The following is a 17,234-nucleotide window of genomic DNA, read 5'->3' on the forward strand; positions in this document are numbered from 1 at the left end:
TGCCAATCGCCATGGAAGAGAAGCTTCGCTTCGCTATCCGTGAAGGTGGCCGTACAGTCGGCGCCGGCGTTGTCTCTAAGATTGTAGAATAGTCTAAGGAAAACCATAGTGGGTCGGGATTACCCGGCCTACCGCCCGATCGGGAAGGCTTTTAGGGGTGTAGCTCAGTTGGTAGAGCATCGGTCTCCAAAACCGAGGGTCGTGGGTTCGAGTCCCTCCGCCCCTGCCACTCGAAAGAGCTGCCGCTCAAGGCATTTAATGACGCGAACTACATGAAAATGTGGTCTCGCGTTTTGGAGTTTAAGAAGAATGGCCAAAAAACCGCCAGCAACAGCAAAGGCGCAGGGCGCCAAGGCTGATAAGGTCGCCTCTGTAGGGCCTGTCCAGTATTTAGGACAGGTGCGTCAAGAGGCGCGTAAGGTGGTTTGGCCGACGTGGCGAGAGACTTTGACGACAACCATTTTGGTTATGATCATGGTTGTTTTGATGGGTATCTTCTTTTTTATAGTGGACTGGGCGTTAGGTTCAGCTATCCGTGCCGTTCTTGGATTGGGAGGCGAGTAAACCATGGCAGCTAAATGGTATATTGTTCAGGCCTATTCCAACTTTGAAAAGCATGTTCAGAGAAATATAGAGCGCGAAGCCGAGGAGAAGGGTTTGTCCCATCTCTTTGAAGAGATTTTGGTTCCAACAGAGAGTGTTGTTGAGGTTCGCAAGGGTCGCAAGGTGGAATCAGAGCGTAAATTCTTCCCGGGTTATGTTTTGGTGAAGTGTGAATTGACTGATGCGGTGCATAACTTGGTTAAGAACACGCCCAAAGTGACTGGGTTTCTGGGGTCTACGACGAAACCTTTGCCTGTGAGTGAGGCTGAGGTCGCGCGTATCGTTGGCAAGATTCAAGAGGGTGTCGATAGTCCGCGTCCAATGATTAATTTCGATCTTGGCGAGACTGTTAAGGTTGTTGATGGGCCGTTCCAGAGCTTTAATGGCACGGTTGAGAGTGTTGACGAGGAAAATGCACGCTTGAAAGTGCTTATCAATATATTTGGGCAGGGCACACCTGTCGAATTGAATTACACGCAGGTCGAAAAGCAGTCTTAGGGCGGTTTTTTACCAGCGTTTTTAGCGTTTGTGGGAGGGGGTTCTAAGTCCAGAGCTTTCCGTACCACGAACACCACATTGCAAGCGGCATGTGTCGTTTGCTCCAATCACCCCGGAATTCGGGGGCCTCTTAACCGAGGTTACACTTGAAGGAGTGGAACATGGCGAAGAAGATTCAAGGCTATATCAAGCTGACAATCCCTGCGGGTTCAGCCAATCCATCACCGCCTCTTGGGCCTGCATTGGGTCAGCGCGGCGTGAATATCATGGAATTCGCAAAAGCATTTAATGCTAAAACGGAAGAGCTTGAAAAAGGTATTCCAACACCAACAATTATCACTGTTTATGCTGATAAAAGCTTCACTTTTGTCACAAAAACTGCGCCAGCGTCTTATTATTTGAAAAAGGCTGCGGGTGTGAAATCTGGTGGTAATAACCCTGGCCGCGAAGTTGGCGGAACTGTGACAATGGCGCAATGCCGTGAAATCGCAGAAGCTAAACTTGTCGATTTGTCTGCAAATGATTTGGATCAAGCCACGAAAATCATTGCGGGTTCTGCGCGTTCAATGGGCTTTGAGGTTGCGGAGTAAGATCATGGCGAAACTAGGTAAAAGAACTCTTGCGGCGCGTTCAAACGTTGACCGCGATAAGGATTACACAGTCGCAGAGGCTGTTAAACTTGTAAAAGATAATGCAACTGCCAAATTTGATGAGACTGTTGAGGTCGCTATCAATTTGGGTGTTGACCCGCGTCACGCTGACCAAATGGTTCGCGGTGTGTGCAAGTTACCAAACGGCACTGGGAAATCTGTGCGTGTTGCTGTTTTTGCTAAGGATGCAAAAGCGGATGAAGCACGCGCTGCAGGTGCAGATGTTGTTGGTGCTGAAGACTTGGCAGAGCAAATTCAAAGTGGCGATATGCCTTTTGAGCGTGTGATTGCTACGCCTGATATGATGCCACTTGTTGGTCGCTTGGGTAAAGTTTTGGGTCCCAAAGGCATGATGCCGAACCCAAAGGTTGGCACAGTGACTATGGATGTTACGAAAGCTGTTGGCGACGCTAAAGGCGGTGCTGTTGAATTCCGTGTTGAAAAAGCCGGTATTGTGCATGCAGGTGTTGGTAAATCCAGCTTTGACCAAGATAAGCTTGTTGAAAATGTAAACGCGTTTTTGACGGCTATTCAAAAGTCGCGCCCATCAGGTGCTAAAGGCACATTTATGAAACGTATCACGATCAGCTCTTCTATGGGCCCAGGCGTGAAAATCGATACGTCTGACGTATCTGCATAAGAATTTGTTGTCAGGCGTTTTTAACGTCTGGCACAAAAGCTGGAAGGGGTGACCTTTCCGGTCTGTCCGAGACCACCGGTGCTCTACAAAGGTAGGGCTTAATTTCCGGCGCAGACAGAGTGAGGCTGAAATTATTGCGTGTTATCTAATACGCCTGCGTTTCAGTTCGAACCCTGTTGACCTGAAAAGGGACAGAAACTCGCTCTTTTTACCCTTGGGTGAAATGGGCACTTGTCGAACTCCGCATGGTGTGGAGTTCATTTTAACAGGGAGACCGCAAATGGACCGTTCTCAAAAAGAACACGCCGTTAAAGAACTCGAAGAGATCTTCGACGGTGCTGGCTCCGTGGTTATGGCTGCATATTCAGGCATGACCGTTGTGGAAATGGAAGAATTGCGCGCAAAGCTCCGTGAGCAAGGCGCAACATTCCGTGTTGTTAAAAATCGTTTGGCGAAAATCGCGATGAAGGGGAAACCTTTCGAAGCGGCTGGAGAGAAATTCACAGGCCCCGTAGCTATTGCTTGGGCTGACGATATGATTTCTGCGCCAAAAGTCACAGTTGAATTTGCTAAAGATTCCGATTCGTTCGAAATCATTGGTGGCTTCATGGGTGAAGAAATCTTTGGGACTGACGGTATCGTGGCATTGTCCAAGCTACCAAGTCGCGAAGAGCTTATCGGTATGGCGGCTCAACGTCTTATCGGTCAGGCTTCCGAAGTGGCTCGTCGTCTTATGTCACAGGGCGAAGGCCTTGCTGGCGCGATCAAAGTGATCGAAGAAAAGGCTTCGGCGTAACAACAACTTTCATTCTCGCAAAATTTCGAACTGAAAACCTTAAAAGGAAACTAAAATGGCTGATGTAAAAAAGCTAGCTGATGAGCTGATGGGTCTAACTATCCTCGAAGCAAAAGAACTAAACGACATTCTCGAAGAAAATGGCATTAAAGCCGCTGCAGCTGTTGCTGTTGCTGGCCCTGCTGCTGATGGCGGCGCTGCTGCTGAAGCAAAAACTGACTTCGACGTTGTCATGACTTCATTCGGTGGCAATAAAATTGCTGTCATTAAAGAAGTCCGCGGTATTACAGGTCTTGGCCTGAAAGAAGCTAAAGAACTCGTCGAAGGCGCGCCTAAGGCCGTTAAAGAGGGTGTTCCAGAAGCTGAAGCTAACGACATCAAAGAAAAGCTTGAAGCTGCTGGCGCAACTGTCGAGCTTAAGTAATCTTTTGATTATTCGGTCCGGGTTTGGTTATTTCAATGAAATAACTGATCTCGGGCCACACTCTTTTTGATTTGTAGAGTGAACAAATCATCTGGTGAAAGCAGATAAAAACTTTCAAAGATTTTTGAAGGGTAGGACGTAATGCGGGACTGCAGCCCGCGTCACATAACCTGCCCCAAAGCAGAAGGTGTCTTTGATGTCGCTTACATTCACGGGTAAAAAACGTATTCGTAAAAGTTTTGGTCGTATTCCAGAAGTGGTGCGCATGCCAAACTTGATCGAGGTTCAAAAAAGTTCTTACGATCAATTCCTCCAGAAAAGCATAGAGCAGGCCGATCGCGGTAAAGACGAGGGCATGAACGGCGTGTTCAACTCCGTTTTCCCTGTCCGTGATTTTTCTGATCGCGCTGTATTGGAATATGTCTCATTCGAATTTGAGACGCCAAAATTTGATGAAGAAGAATGTCAACAGCGTGACATTACATTCGCTGCGCCGCTCAAGGTCAAAATGCGTCTTGTCGTATTTGATATTGATGATGATACAGGCGCGCGCTCAGTTAAAGACATCAAAGAGCAAGACGTCTATATGGGTGATATCCCTTTAATGACGGATAAAGGTACGTTTATCGTAAACGGAACGGAGCGCGTTATCGTGTCTCAGATGCACCGTTCACCGGGCGTATTTTTCAGCCATGATAAAGGTAAAGGCCATAGTTCAGGCAAATTCCTATTCTCTGCTCGCATTATTCCTTATCGCGGTTCGTGGCTTGATTTCGAATTTGATGCTAAAGACATTCTCTATGCACGTATTGACCGCCGTCGTAAATTGCCGGCGACGACTGTTCTTTATGCTCTGGGAATGAGCAAGGAAGATATTCTGGCTGAGTATTACGAAGCTATCGAATTTAAATTCGATAAACAGACAAGTGGTTGGCTTCGTCCGTTTAATCCCGAAGATTACCGCGGCGCGAAATTGCTTCGTGATTTGGTGGATGCCAAAACTGGCGAGGTTGTTGCGCCTTCTGGCCGTAAGCTTACGAAACGCGGCGCCAAGAAATTGGCTGATGATGGTTTGAAAAACATCCTTATCTCTAATGAGGAAATGTCAGAGCGCTTTGCTGCCGAAGATATTGTAAATACATCTACGGGTCAGATTTACGCCGAAGCGGGTGATGAGCTATCCCTTGAAGCGATGGAATTAATTGCAGAGGCGGGTATCACTGAGATTTCTGTTCTGAACATCGATTATGTTAATGTCGGTCCTTATATCCGTAACACATTAGCGGCTGATAAAAATGAGACACGCGAAGGTGCGCTTGTTGATATTTACCGCGTGATGCGTCCGGGCGAGCCGCCCACAGCAGAAGCTGCGGAAGATCTGTTCAATTCACTCTTCTTTGATAATGAGCGTTACGACTTGTCTGCCGTTGGCCGCGTGAAAATGAATCTTCGCATGAACATGGAAGATGTTGGCGACGAAATCCGTGTCCTTCGGAAAGAAGACATTTTGGCTGTTGTCGATACATTGACCAAATTGAAAGACGGTATTGGCTCTATCGATGATATTGATAACCTAGGTAACCGCCGTGTCCGTTCTGTTGGTGAATTGATGCAGAACCAATACCGTATTGGTTTGCTCCGCATGGAACGCGCCATTAAAGAGCGTATGCAGTCAGTTGATATTGAAACTGTCATGCCGCATGACCTTATCAATGCTAAACCTGCTGCGGCTGTTGTACGTGAATTCTTTGGTAGTTCGCAGTTGTCACAGTTCATGGACCAAACAAACCCTCTTTCAGAGATTACGCATAAACGTCGTCTTTCTGCGCTTGGGCCGGGCGGTCTTACACGCGAACGTGCAGGTTTTGAGGTCCGCGATGTTCACCCAACGCATTATGGTCGTATTTGTCCAATTGAAACGCCCGAAGGGCCAAACATTGGTTTGATTAACTCTCTCGCTACACATGCGCGCGTGAATAAATATGGTTTCATTGAAAGCCCATATCGTAAAATTAATAACGGTAAATTGACAAACGAAGTCGTTTATCTTTCTGCAATGGAAGAGGCGCGTTATACCGTGGCTCAGGCCAACGCGGAAATTAATGACAAAGATGAGCTGGCCTCTGATTTCGTGACCTGTCGTGTAAACGGCGACGTGACATTGATTGCTAAAGAAGATGTTGATTTCATTGACGTTTCACCAAAGCAGCTCGTCTCTGTCGCGGCGGCGCTTATTCCTTTCTTGGAAAATGATGATGCGAACCGTGCTTTGATGGGATCAAACATGATGCGTCAGGCTGTGCCATTGCTTAAGGCTGAAGCGCCTTTGGTCGGTACAGGTATGGAATCTGTTGTGGCGCTTGATTCTGGTGCGACTGTTGCGGCGAAACGTGAGGGTATTGTCGAGCAAGTTGACGCCGAACGTATTGTTGTTAGGGCGACAAAGGAAACAGATTTGAAGAAATCTGGCGTGGATATTTACAACTTGTTGAAATTCCAACGCTCAAACCAGTCGACCTGTATTAACCAGCGTCCGCTTGTGAAAGTTGGCGATATTGTCAAGGCTGGTGATATTATCGCAGATGGTCCTTCGACAGATCTTGGCGAATTGGCTTTGGGTAAAAACGTCCTTGTCGCGTTTATGCCTTGGAATGGTTATAACTTCGAAGACTCGATTTTGATTTCAGAACGTATTGTGCGTGATGATGTTTACACATCTCTCCACATTGAAGAGTTCTCAATCATGGCCCGCGATACCAAGCTTGGCCCTGAAGAAATTACACGTGACATTCCAAATGTCGGTGAAGAAGCGCTTCGCAATTTGGATGAAGCCGGGATTGTAGCGGTTGGCGCCGAAGTGCATGCGGGTGATATTCTGGTCGGTAAGGTTACGCCAAAAGGCGAAAGCCCAATGACTCCAGAAGAGAAACTTCTTCGGGCTATCTTTGGCGAGAAAGCCTCAGACGTTCGCGATACATCTATGAAGCTGTCACCAGGTGCCTCTGGTACTGTTGTTGAGGTTCGTGTCTTTAACCGTCACGGTGTTGATAAAGATGAGCGCGCGATGCAAATCGAACGCGAAGAGATTGAAAGCCTCGGTAAAGACCGTGATGACGAACTCTCTATCCTAGAGCGCTCAATTTATGACTCAGTCATGAAGACGTTGATGGGTAAAAACGCTGTTTCTGGTCCTCGCGGATTTAAGAAAGGGCCTGTCACAGAAGAAACACTTAATGATATTCCGCGCTCTGATTGGTGGCGTATCGGTGTTGATGATGAGAAAGCCATTGGCGAACTCGAAGCCCTAAAAGAACAGTATGATTCTTCTAAGGCCCGTCTTGATGCCCGTTTTGAGGACAAAGTCGACAAGCTTCAGCGTGGTGATGAATTACCGCCTGGTGTTATGAAGATGGTCAAAGTGTTTGTCGCGGTGAAGCGTAAGCTTCAGCCTGGTGATAAAATGGCCGGTCGTCACGGTAACAAAGGTGTTATTTCTAAGATTAACCCAATCGAAGACATGCCATTCCTTGATGACGGTACAGCTGTCGACATCGTGTTGAACCCATTGGGCGTTCCATCACGCATGAACGTCGGACAAATTCTTGAAACCCATTTGGGTTGGGCTTGTTCCGGTGTCGGGAAAATGATCGATAATGCGCTAGAGCAATATAAAGCCGATGGCAAAATCGAAGACCTTCGCGGAACCCTTCAACACGCTTATGGCGAAGGTGAAGAAATTCCTGAAAAGAATGAAGACATTCTTGAGCTTGCTGGCAACCTCACCAAAGGTGTGCCGATTGCGACGCCTGTCTTTGATGGTGCCCGTGAACCTGATATTGTAAAAATGCTTGAAAAAGCCGGTCTTCACAGTTCAGGTCAGGTTTCACTTTATGATGGCCGTACAGGTGAGAAATTCACCCGTCAGGTAACGGTTGGTTATAAATATCTTCTGAAACTCCACCATTTGGTTGACGATAAGATCCATGCCCGTTCAATCGGCCCATACTCGCTTGTTACGCAGCAACCGCTGGGTGGTAAGGCGCAGTTCGGTGGACAGCGCTTTGGTGAGATGGAAGTCTGGGCTCTTGAAGCTTATGGCGCGGCTTATACGCTTCAAGAAATGCTGACTGTGAAATCAGATGACGTTGCGGGCCGGACTAAAGTTTATGAATCTATCGTCCGTGGTGATGATGGTTTCGAAGCTGGTATCCCAGAAAGCTTTAACGTCTTGGTCAAAGAGATCCGATCTCTCGGTCTAAATATCGAGCTGACAAACGGCTAAAACTTAAAACAGGGCAGGGGTGTTGACATCCCTGCTATCCTGCGAGGCGACTCAACACATTATGTGTTATAGTCACCATAAGAATTTCTCGGGAGACCGGACGCGGCCCTCCCAAACTGAAAGGAAAATCCCATGAACCAAGAGGTCATGAACATTTTCAACCCTGCGCAAGAAGGTCCAACCTTTGACCGCATCCGTATTTCACTCGCTTCGCCAGAGAAAATTCTCTCTTGGTCATTCGGTGAAATCCGTAAGCCTGAAACCATTAACTACCGTACGTTTAAACCTGAAAAAGATGGTCTATTCTGTGCCCGTATCTTTGGCCCGGTCAAAGATTACGAATGTCTATGCGGTAAATATAAGCGCATGAAGTATAAAGGCGTCGTTTGCGAAAAATGCGGCGTTGAAGTGACGGTTACGCGCGTTCGTCGTGAACGTATGGGCCATATTGAATTGGCTGCACCTGTTGCGCATATTTGGTTCTTGAAATCACTCCCCTCGCGTATTTCAACAATGCTCAATATGACACTGAAAGAAGTCGAGCGCGTCCTTTATTTCGAAAGCTATGTTGTTACAGAGCCAGGGTTGACGTCTCTAACAGAGCGCCAAATCCTCTCAGAAGAAGAGTTTATCGACGCACAAGCTGAGTTCGGTGAAGACAGCTTCACGGCCGGTATCGGCGCCGAAGCAGTTCGCGACATGCTTATCAATCTCGACCTCGAAGCCGAAGTTGAGCGTACGCGTTTCGACATGACCGAAACGGGCTCTGAACTAAAACTGAAAAAGTACTCAAAGCGTTTGAAACTGCTTGAGGCCTTTATTCAATCTGGCAACCGTCCGGAATGGATGATTATGACGGTTGTTCCGGTCATTCCGCCAGAGCTTCGTCCTCTTGTGCCGCTAGATGGTGGCCGTTTTGCTACGTCTGATTTGAACGATCTATATCGCCGCGTTATCAACCGTAACAACCGTTTGAAGCGTTTGATTGAGCTTCGCGCACCTGACATCATCATTCGTAATGAAAAGCGGATGTTGCAAGAATCTGTTGATGCCTTGTTTGATAATGGCCGTCGTGGCCGTGTGATTACCGGCGCAAATAAGCGTCCGCTAAAATCTATGTCAGACATGCTGAAAGGTAAGCAGGGGCGTTTCCGTCAAAACTTGCTGGGTAAACGTGTGGATTATTCTGGACGTTCCGTAATTGTGGTTGGTCCTGAACTAAAGCTTCATGAATGTGGCCTGCCCAAGAAAATGGCTTTGGAATTATTCAAACCATTTATCTATGCGCGCCTAGACGCCAAAGGTCTGTCTGGCACTGTTAAACAGTCCAAGAAACTCGTTGAAAAAGAACGTCCCGAAGTATGGGATATTCTAGACGAAGTTATTCGTGAACATCCGGTTTTACTTAACCGCGCGCCAACACTCCATAGATTGGGCATTCAAGCGTTTGAACCGAAACTAACCGAAGGTAAGGCTATCCGTCTTCACCCGCTCGTTTGTGCGGCGTTTAACGCTGACTTTGATGGCGACCAAATGGCGGTTCACGTCCCGCTCTCTATCGAAGCGCAATTAGAAGCGCGCGTATTGATGATGTCGACGAACAACATCCTTTCTCCTGCGAATGGTAAGCCAATTATCGTTCCTTCACAGGATATCGTTTTGGGACTGTATTACATGTCCCTTATGCGTGATGGTGAAAAAGGCGAAGGCATGATGTTTGCCAATATTGAAGAAGTCGAAGCGGCTCTTGATAATGGTCATGTGTCTATTCACTCTAAGATTAAAGGGCGTTTCCCTGTTACCGCAGAAGACGGCACAATCTCTTATGAAGTTGCAGAAACATGCCCAGGGCGTTTGAAGCTCGCAGAATTTTTGCCGAAACATCCGCTTATTCCATATTCCGTCATCAATAAAACTTTGACGAAGAAAGAAATCGGAAAATTAATCGATACGGTTTACCGTCACGGTGGTCAGAAGGCGACAGTCATTTTTGCTGATAAAATGATGGGGCTAGGTTTCCGCGAAGCGGCGAAAGCGGGTATTTCTTTCGGTAAAGATGACATGGTTATCCCTGATACGAAATATACACTGGTGAATGAAACTCAGGACCTCGTTTCTGACTTTGAACAGCAATATGCTGACGGTCTTATTACTAAGGGCGAAAAATATAACAAAGTTGTCGACGCTTGGTCAAAATGTACTGACAAAGTAGCGGACGCTATGATGGGCGAGGCCGCGCGTGAGCGTAAGGTTATCAACTCGATCTTCATGATGGCGGACTCTGGTGCTCGGGGTTCGAAAAACCAAATGAAACAGCTTGCGGGTATGCGCGGGTTGATGGCGAAACCGTCAGGTGAGATTATCGAAACACCGATTACAGCAAACTTTAAAGAAGGCCTGTCGGTTCTTGATTACTTTAACTCGACCCATGGTGCTCGTAAGGGTCTAGCTGATACTGCGCTTAAAACCGCGAACTCAGGTTACCTTACACGTCGCCTCGTTGACGTTGCTCAAGATTGTATCGTTACAGAACAGGATTGCGGAACAGAACAAGGTATCGAACTTAAGCCTGTTGTTGATAGTGGTGAAGTTGTTGTCTCTCTTGGTGAACGGACATTAGGCCGGACATTAGCAGAAGATATTCAAGACCCACGGACAGGTGATTTGCTATATCCAGCCAATACTTATGTTGACGAAGATATTGCAGCCGAAATTGATGCTTCTGGTCTACAAGAACTCCGTGTTCGTAGCCCGCTGACATGTGAAACTGTCACGGGTATCTGCGCCACATGTTATGGCCGTGATTTGGCCCGTGGTACCAAAGTCAATATGGGCGAAGCTGTCGGTGTTATCGCGGCGCAGTCCATTGGCGAACCGGGTACACAGCTCACCATGCGGACATTCCATATTGGTGGTACGGCGTCTGTATCGGATAAATCTGTTATTGAATCATCGAATGAAGGTACAATTCAGTATAATTCAGAAGATGTCATTGCTGCGGGCAAAACCTATATTGCCAAAGCGCGTAAGCTCGAATTCTCTATCGTCAATAAAGACGGAAAAGAGCTCGAAATGCACAAAGTTGATTATGGTACACGCTTAACATTGAAAGATGGCGCGAAGGTTTCTCGCGGTGATCGTCTTGCGGAATGGGATCCATATGCGACTCCAATTCTGACAGAAGTTGAAGGGACTGTACGTCTCTTGGACATCGTTGATGGTGTGTCTGCCAAAGAAGAGACGGATGAAGAAACAGGTATTTCTTCAAAAGTTATCATCGACTGGCGTGCTTCTTCTAAATCAGGTGATATTCAACCTGTTGCGGTTATCGAAGACGAAAATGGCGAGCCTATCAAACTGCCAAATGGTAATATCGCTCGTTACATGCTTGCGGTTGGCGCGATCCTTTCTGTACAAGATGGGGCAAAGGTCAAACCGGGCGCAATTCTTGCTCGTATCGCCAAAGGCGGTGCAACGCAGCGTGACATTACGGGTGGTCTGCCACGTGTTGCGGAACTCTTCGAAGCGCGCCGTCCGAAAGACGATGCGGTTATTGCTGACATTGATGGTAAAATTGAATTTACGCGTGATTATAAAAACAAGCGTAAGATTCAAATCACGCCAGATAATGAAGATCTAGAGCCGTCAAGCTTCTTGATTGCCAAAGGTAAGCATATGCTTGTGGCTGATGGTGACCGTGTGAAGAAGGGTGACTACCTTATTGATGGTAACCCTGCGCCGCATGATATTTTGGGCATTATGGGTGTTGAAGCTCTGGCCGAATATCTTGTCGATGAAGTCCAAGGCGTTTACCGTTTGCAGGGCGTTCCGATTAACGACAAACATATCGAAGTTATCGTACGTCAAATGCTGCAAAAGGTTGAAGTGACTAATCCTGGTGACACAACGCTTCTTCGTAATGAGCAAATGGACAAAGTTGAGTTTAACAAAGTCAATGCAGCTCTGTTAGAACGCGATAAAAAGGCGACACCAGCAGAAGCGACACCTGTCCTTCTGGGTATCACCAAAGCGTCCTTGCAGACACGTTCCTTTATCTCTGCTGCGTCTTTCCAAGAGACAACACGCGTTCTGACCGAAGCGTCAGTCCAAGGTAAGGAAGACATGCTCGAAGGTCTGAAAGAAAACGTCATTGTGGGTCGTTTGATCCCAGCGGGTACAGGCGGAAATCTCCGTAAGTACCAAAAGCTGGCGAATGATCGTGATGAGAAATTCTTGGCTGATAAAGCTGCTGCTGCGCCGCAACTCGAAGAATTCCCAACGGAAATCGAAGAAGGTGTCGCTGAATAAGCGCGAAAAAATATTTAATAAAGCCGCTCTCAGAAATGAGGGCGGCTTTTTTGTTGTCAATTCAGAGCGGCGAGCAAAGCCTGTTCGTCAAATATATGACCCTAGACACTAGGCCAATTTAACCAAAGGGTGAGTGTGCAAGGTAAAATAGAAACAGCTTCTGTCATTCACGACTCGCAAATTTAATCATTCGGGCTTATCTCTATTCTATGAAATTCGGTGAAGCATTTTTGGACGAGATCAAGGCGCGTGTTCGTCCATCTGATGTCGTCGGACGACATGTGAAACTGAAACGCCAAGGACGAGAATTTGCAGGCTTGTCTCCTTTTACCAGCGAAAAGACCCCCAGCTTTTTCGTTAATGACGAAAAAGGGTTCTATCATTGTTTTTCATCGGGCAAACATGGTGATGCTATTTCATTTTTGATGGAGGTTGAGGGGCTGAGCTTCCCAGAGGCTGTCGAAAAATTGGCGGACATGGCTGGCATTGAAATGCCAAAGGCAGATCCCCAAGCAGAAGCGCGCGCAGCCCGTAACAAAGAAACCATTTCGTGGATGGAACGGGCGCAAGAATTCTTTGAACGGTCCCTTTATCGCCAAGTCGGTGAAACGGCCCGTGATTACCTGACTAATCGTGGTCTATCAAAAACAGCGGCGCAATATTTTGGTATGGGATTTGCGCCTAATGATTTTTCAGCTTTGAAATCAGAATTGATACAGCAAGGGGCGAGTGAAAAGCAGCTTGTTGAAGCGGGGTTGATTATTGAATCTGATGACCGTTCCCGTGATAGCTGGGATAGGTTTCGCGACCGTATCATGTTTCCTATTCATGATAGCCGCGGACGTCTTGTCGCCTTTGGTGGCCGCGCCATGGATAAAGACGCCAAAGCGAAATACCTGAACTCACCTGAAACGCCTGTCTTTTCGAAAAGCAAACTTCTCTATAATTATCACCGCGCGCGTAAAGCCTTGTCCAACCCCAAAAATGGCTCGCGCGGGATGATTGTCGCCGAAGGCTATATGGATGTTATCGCCCTGTCTCGCGCTGGGTTTGAACATGCTGTTGCGCCTATGGGGACAGCCTTGACCGAGGAGCAAATTGACCTGTTGTGGCGCGCAGGGCCCGAACCCATATTATGTTTTGACGGCGATAAGGCAGGTCTCCGTGCGGCTTATCGATCAATTGAACGCGCCTTGCCGCTCTTAAAGCCAGGGCAGTCATTGCGGTTCGCGCTTTTGCCAGAAGGTAAGGATCCTGATGACTTGATACGGGCTGAAGGGCCACCTGCCATGAAGGCCGTGCTAGAATCCGCTATTCCGCTCATTGATATGTTGTGGCGGCGAGAGCAGGAAAAAGAACCGCTGCAAACACCTGAGCAGAAGGCTGGGCTGAAATCACGGCTCTATGCTGCTCTTGGCGAAATTGAGCATGAGGATGTGAAGGCGCTGTATAAGACTGAGCTGCTATCACGGTTTGACGCGGCTTATGGATGGCAAGCCAGTCGTAGAACGAACCGAAAGCAAGAGGCGAAAGCGGATAAGCTTTCTATGAAACGCGACGCCGCCGCCTTGGCCCGCAATCAACGTCGTGAAAGGGCTTTAATCGGGGCGATTTTACTGTTTCCAGAGCTTTTATTGCGGGTTGATGAGACGTTATTTGAGCTGCCGCTGTCAAATCCGGACTGTATGCGCTTACGGCGCAGTTTTTTGTCCTATTGGCGGGTCACAAAAGCAGTTGAAATTAGTGCACTTAACACCCATATATCAAATGAGGGACTAGAGGGGTTAAGTAAAGAGCTTCTCCGGGACCGTTTGTTAATAACAGCAGCCATGGGCGGGTCGACTTCGGATTTGGATACACGCACAGCACTCTGGCAAGAAGAGGCTAACGCTCTAATCGAGCAAAACCAAACCAGCGACGAAACACATGGAACACGCTTGCGAATGGCTGATACTATTCGCGAGGACAATTCGGAGGCGCTTCGGCGCTTAATGCGTGCGGCAAAGGCAGATCGTGATTGACGATAGGCGTGCCGTAGGTGAAAAGATTCGCCGGACGTTATGGTTAACGTGCGGCTAAAACTATATTAAGGGATAGACGCTAGTTATATCCTTTGACAACGGAAAGGTGCCTTTATGGCCGGCACAGCCACCCCGACTAAAAAAGACGAATCTACAGACGTCGCAATTCCTGATAAACCCGCCCCAATCGTTCCTGGCAAACGCCTCGATATGGATCATATCGATGTGAAACGGATGATTGCAAAGGCGAAGACGAATTCAGGTCTTTTGCCTATTGATGAACTGCGTAAACATATCGATATGGACGGAATTTCCGCCGATGAAATAGAGGTCGTCTTGGCGGCACTCTCTGATCTTGGTATCTCTGTCTATGACGATAAAGAAGAGCCGACAATCGGATCAAAAACACTGGCCCGTGCGCAGACGACGACGGTTAAAGGTGGGAACTCCAAAGACGAGCTTGACCGTACGGATGATCCTGTTCGTATGTATCTTCGCGAAATGGGCGTTGTTGAATTGCTTTCGCGCGAAGGCGAAATTGCCATTGCAAAACGGATTGAGGCTGGCCGCGACACGATGATTAAAGGTTTGTGCGAAAGCGCACTGACCTTTGAAGCGATTATGATCTGGCGTGAAGAATTGGCCGAAGGCGAAATTCTTCTCCGTGATATTATTGACCTTGATGGGACTTATAATCAGTCCATTGGTAATATTCAGGAAGACCGTTCTCAAGCGGCAGTACGTCGCGAGAAAATCGAAAAAGGTGAAATCGAAGCGACAGAAGAAGATGACCTGTCACAACCCGTTCATCCGCCCCGAAATAAAATGCCAGAGCGGAATTACGCCCCTGGTGAGAAACAAATCGATGATGATGATGAAGATGAGGATGATAAAACAAACCTCTCTATGGCATCGATGGAAGCGGCGCTTCGCGATGGCATCATGGATAAGCTCGATCGCATCTCTGCTAATTTCGGGCGCTTCCAAAAACTTCAGGCCATGCTCATCAATGCGCGCCTTACGGGCAAGAAAATGCGCAAGCCACAGGCCGAAGAATATGATGCTCTGCAAGAAGAAATCATTGAAGAGATTAAATCTCTACAGCTGAATAATGCGCGTATCGATGCTTTGATTGATCAGCTTTACACAATCAATAAGCGCTTTATTAGCCTTGAAGGTCGTCTCATGCGTTTGGCCGACGGGAATGGTGTACCTCGCCAAGAATTCCTACAGGCGTATTTGGGATCAGAATTGAACCCAAATTGGACAGAAGACATGTCTGGTAAATCCGAGGCGTGGGATCGTTTCTTGAAGCGTGAAAGCGTCGCTATTGAGAGGCTTCGCGCTGAAATTGGCGGCTTGGCCCAAGAGACAGGTGTGCCTGTTGATGAGTTCCGCCGTATTGTTCAGACCGTACAAAAAGGTGAACGTGAAGCCCGTCAGGCGAAAAAAGAAATGGTTGAAGCCAATCTTCGTCTCGTGATCTCAATTGCCAAAAAATATACAAATCGTGGCCTACAATTCCTCGATCTTATTCAAGAGGGTAATATCGGCCTGATGAAAGCGGTTGATAAATTTGAGTATCGCCGCGGTTATAAGTTCTCGACCTATGCGACGTGGTGGATTCGTCAGGCCATTACACGCTCTATCGCAGACCAAGCACGGACTATTCGTATTCCGGTGCATATGATTGAGACGATTAACAAAATTGTTCGAACTTCGCGTCAAATTTTGCACGAAATTGGAAGAGAACCAACGCCCGAAGAACTGGCTGCAAAGCTCTCTATGCCGCTCGAAAAAGTGCGCAAAGTGATGAAAATCGCCAAAGAACCTATTTCTCTGGAAACACCCATTGGTGACGAAGAAGATAGCCAATTGGGCGATTTCATCGAAGACAGCAACGCGATTTTGCCAATTGAGGCCGCAATTCAGTCTAACCTTCGTGAGACTACGACACGCGTCTTGGCGTCGCTGACGCCGCGCGAAGAACGGGTTTTACGGATGCGATTTGGTATCGGTATGAACACTGACCATACGCTCGAAGAAGTTGGTCAGCAGTTCTCTGTTACCCGTGAACGTATCCGTCAAATTGAAGCCAAAGCACTGCGAAAGCTGAAACACCCAAGCCGAAGCCGTAAACTGCGAAGCTTCCTAGACCAGTAAGAATTATGGTCTGGCTGAGGAGATGTTTGTTTCTACCAGTTTTATTCAGCATGGGGTTGTCGCAACAGGCTCATGCTGAGAGGCTAACGAAACTGACGGTTCCCGTTAGCGGTTATGGTGATGTCAATATAGAACCAGTGTCTATACAGCCCGGCGATGTTATCTTTGAACAGAAGATTGTTCCGACTGAGAATATTATACTCTCAGAGAATTCAGACATATTTGTTCGAAAGACGGGCAACACAAAAATTACTTTCACATCTGGTATGCGCTTATACTTGGTTGAAGATAAAAAAGGCCAAAAGGCTTTTTGCTCTTTAGAACCCACTTTTTTAGCCACCCCTAAAATTGGAAAACCGATTAAACTTCAATCCTGTCTCATGGATTCTGATAAAGACGGTCAGTTTGATAGAGTATTTACAAGTGAGAAGGGGCAATTAGACTTGCCCAATATATTACAAAATATCCTGATTGAGCAGAAAAAGCCTTTCGACCCCATAAGATATGAACGCTCTGATTTAGATGGCTCAATAAACGCTTTGTCGAGACTTATATATAAACACAAAAAGAAAGATAAGCTGGTTTTTGAATTCCAAATTCAATCCGTTAAAGGCGAGTGGCTTCGTCTTGGTAGGGTTGAGAAAGTTATTGCGGGCGACTCGCAAGACTTAGTGGTTTTCGGTTCACGGTTGAAACTCACAAGCCTTCAAGATGAAAAAATCTCTATTGAGGTCTTAAGCGGTTTAGACAAGGCAAAGAGTTTTGCCTTAAGTATGAAAATGATTGCGTCAAAAAAAGACATTGATTTTAAGGCCAGAGAATAAGCTCTGACATAACCTCGGTACTACA

Annotated in this window: 12 protein-coding genes and 1 tRNA gene; all 13 read left to right on the forward strand. The window is 47.2% G+C overall.

Translation table 11 applies throughout. From position 1 onward, the window contains the following. A partial coding sequence (locus DES40_RS00005; RefSeq protein ID WP_147405795.1) for an EF-Tu C-terminal domain-related protein occupies nucleotides 1–92 on the forward strand: 92 nt, incomplete at its 5' end. 61 nt (nucleotides 93–153) lie between these two features. Next, a tRNA-Trp gene (locus tag DES40_RS00010) sits at nucleotides 154–229 on the forward strand. Nucleotides 230–309: 80 nt separating this feature from the next. Further along, on the forward strand, nucleotides 310–564 hold the full coding sequence (gene secE, locus DES40_RS00015; RefSeq protein WP_121098541.1) for a preprotein translocase subunit SecE: 255 nt from the start codon (nucleotides 310–312) through the stop codon (nucleotides 562–564). Between the two features lie 3 nt (nucleotides 565–567). After that, on the forward strand, nucleotides 568–1,101 hold the full coding sequence (gene nusG / locus DES40_RS00020; protein WP_121098542.1) for a transcription termination/antitermination protein NusG: 534 nt from the start codon (nucleotides 568–570) through the stop codon (nucleotides 1,099–1,101). A 161-nt stretch (nucleotides 1,102–1,262) separates the two neighbouring features. Beyond that, the gene (gene rplK / locus DES40_RS00025) at nucleotides 1,263–1,691 is read left to right on the forward strand and encodes a 50S ribosomal protein L11 (protein ID WP_121098543.1); all 429 of its coding nucleotides are present in this window, start codon (nucleotides 1,263–1,265) and stop codon (nucleotides 1,689–1,691) included. A 4-nt stretch (nucleotides 1,692–1,695) separates the two neighbouring features. Further along, nucleotides 1,696–2,391, forward strand: coding sequence for a 50S ribosomal protein L1 (gene rplA, locus DES40_RS00030; RefSeq protein ID WP_121098544.1), 696 nt, complete (start codon nucleotides 1,696–1,698; stop codon nucleotides 2,389–2,391). Between the two features lie 280 nt (nucleotides 2,392–2,671). Further along, the gene (gene rplJ / locus DES40_RS00035; protein WP_121098545.1) at nucleotides 2,672–3,187 is read left to right on the forward strand and encodes a 50S ribosomal protein L10; all 516 of its coding nucleotides are present in this window, start codon (nucleotides 2,672–2,674) and stop codon (nucleotides 3,185–3,187) included. A gap of 55 nt (nucleotides 3,188–3,242) precedes the next feature. Further along, nucleotides 3,243–3,611, forward strand: coding sequence for a 50S ribosomal protein L7/L12 (rplL, locus tag DES40_RS00040; protein WP_121098546.1), 369 nt, complete (start codon nucleotides 3,243–3,245; stop codon nucleotides 3,609–3,611). Between the two features lie 196 nt (nucleotides 3,612–3,807). Further along, entirely contained in the window at nucleotides 3,808–7,893 is a 4,086-nt protein-coding gene (gene rpoB, locus DES40_RS00045) for a DNA-directed RNA polymerase subunit beta (protein WP_121098547.1), read from the forward strand. Nucleotides 7,894–8,025: 132 nt separating this feature from the next. Next, on the forward strand, nucleotides 8,026–12,201 hold the full coding sequence (rpoC, locus tag DES40_RS00050; protein ID WP_121098548.1) for a DNA-directed RNA polymerase subunit beta': 4,176 nt from the start codon (nucleotides 8,026–8,028) through the stop codon (nucleotides 12,199–12,201). Nucleotides 12,202–12,410: 209 nt separating this feature from the next. After that, nucleotides 12,411–14,222, forward strand: coding sequence for a DNA primase (dnaG, locus tag DES40_RS00055; protein ID WP_121098549.1), 1,812 nt, complete (start codon nucleotides 12,411–12,413; stop codon nucleotides 14,220–14,222). A 114-nt stretch (nucleotides 14,223–14,336) separates the two neighbouring features. Further along, on the forward strand, nucleotides 14,337–16,385 hold the full coding sequence (rpoD, locus tag DES40_RS00060) for an RNA polymerase sigma factor RpoD (RefSeq protein ID WP_199288129.1): 2,049 nt from the start codon (nucleotides 14,337–14,339) through the stop codon (nucleotides 16,383–16,385). 26 nt (nucleotides 16,386–16,411) lie between these two features. Continuing rightward, complete coding sequence (locus DES40_RS00065; protein ID WP_147405796.1) at nucleotides 16,412–17,209, forward strand: hypothetical protein; 798 nt, start codon at nucleotides 16,412–16,414, stop codon at nucleotides 17,207–17,209. Nucleotides 17,210–17,234 lie beyond the last annotated feature (25 nt).

The organism is Litorimonas taeanensis, assembly GCF_003634015.1.
GTDB classification, from domain to species: Bacteria; Pseudomonadota; Alphaproteobacteria; order Caulobacterales; family Maricaulaceae; genus Litorimonas; species Litorimonas taeanensis.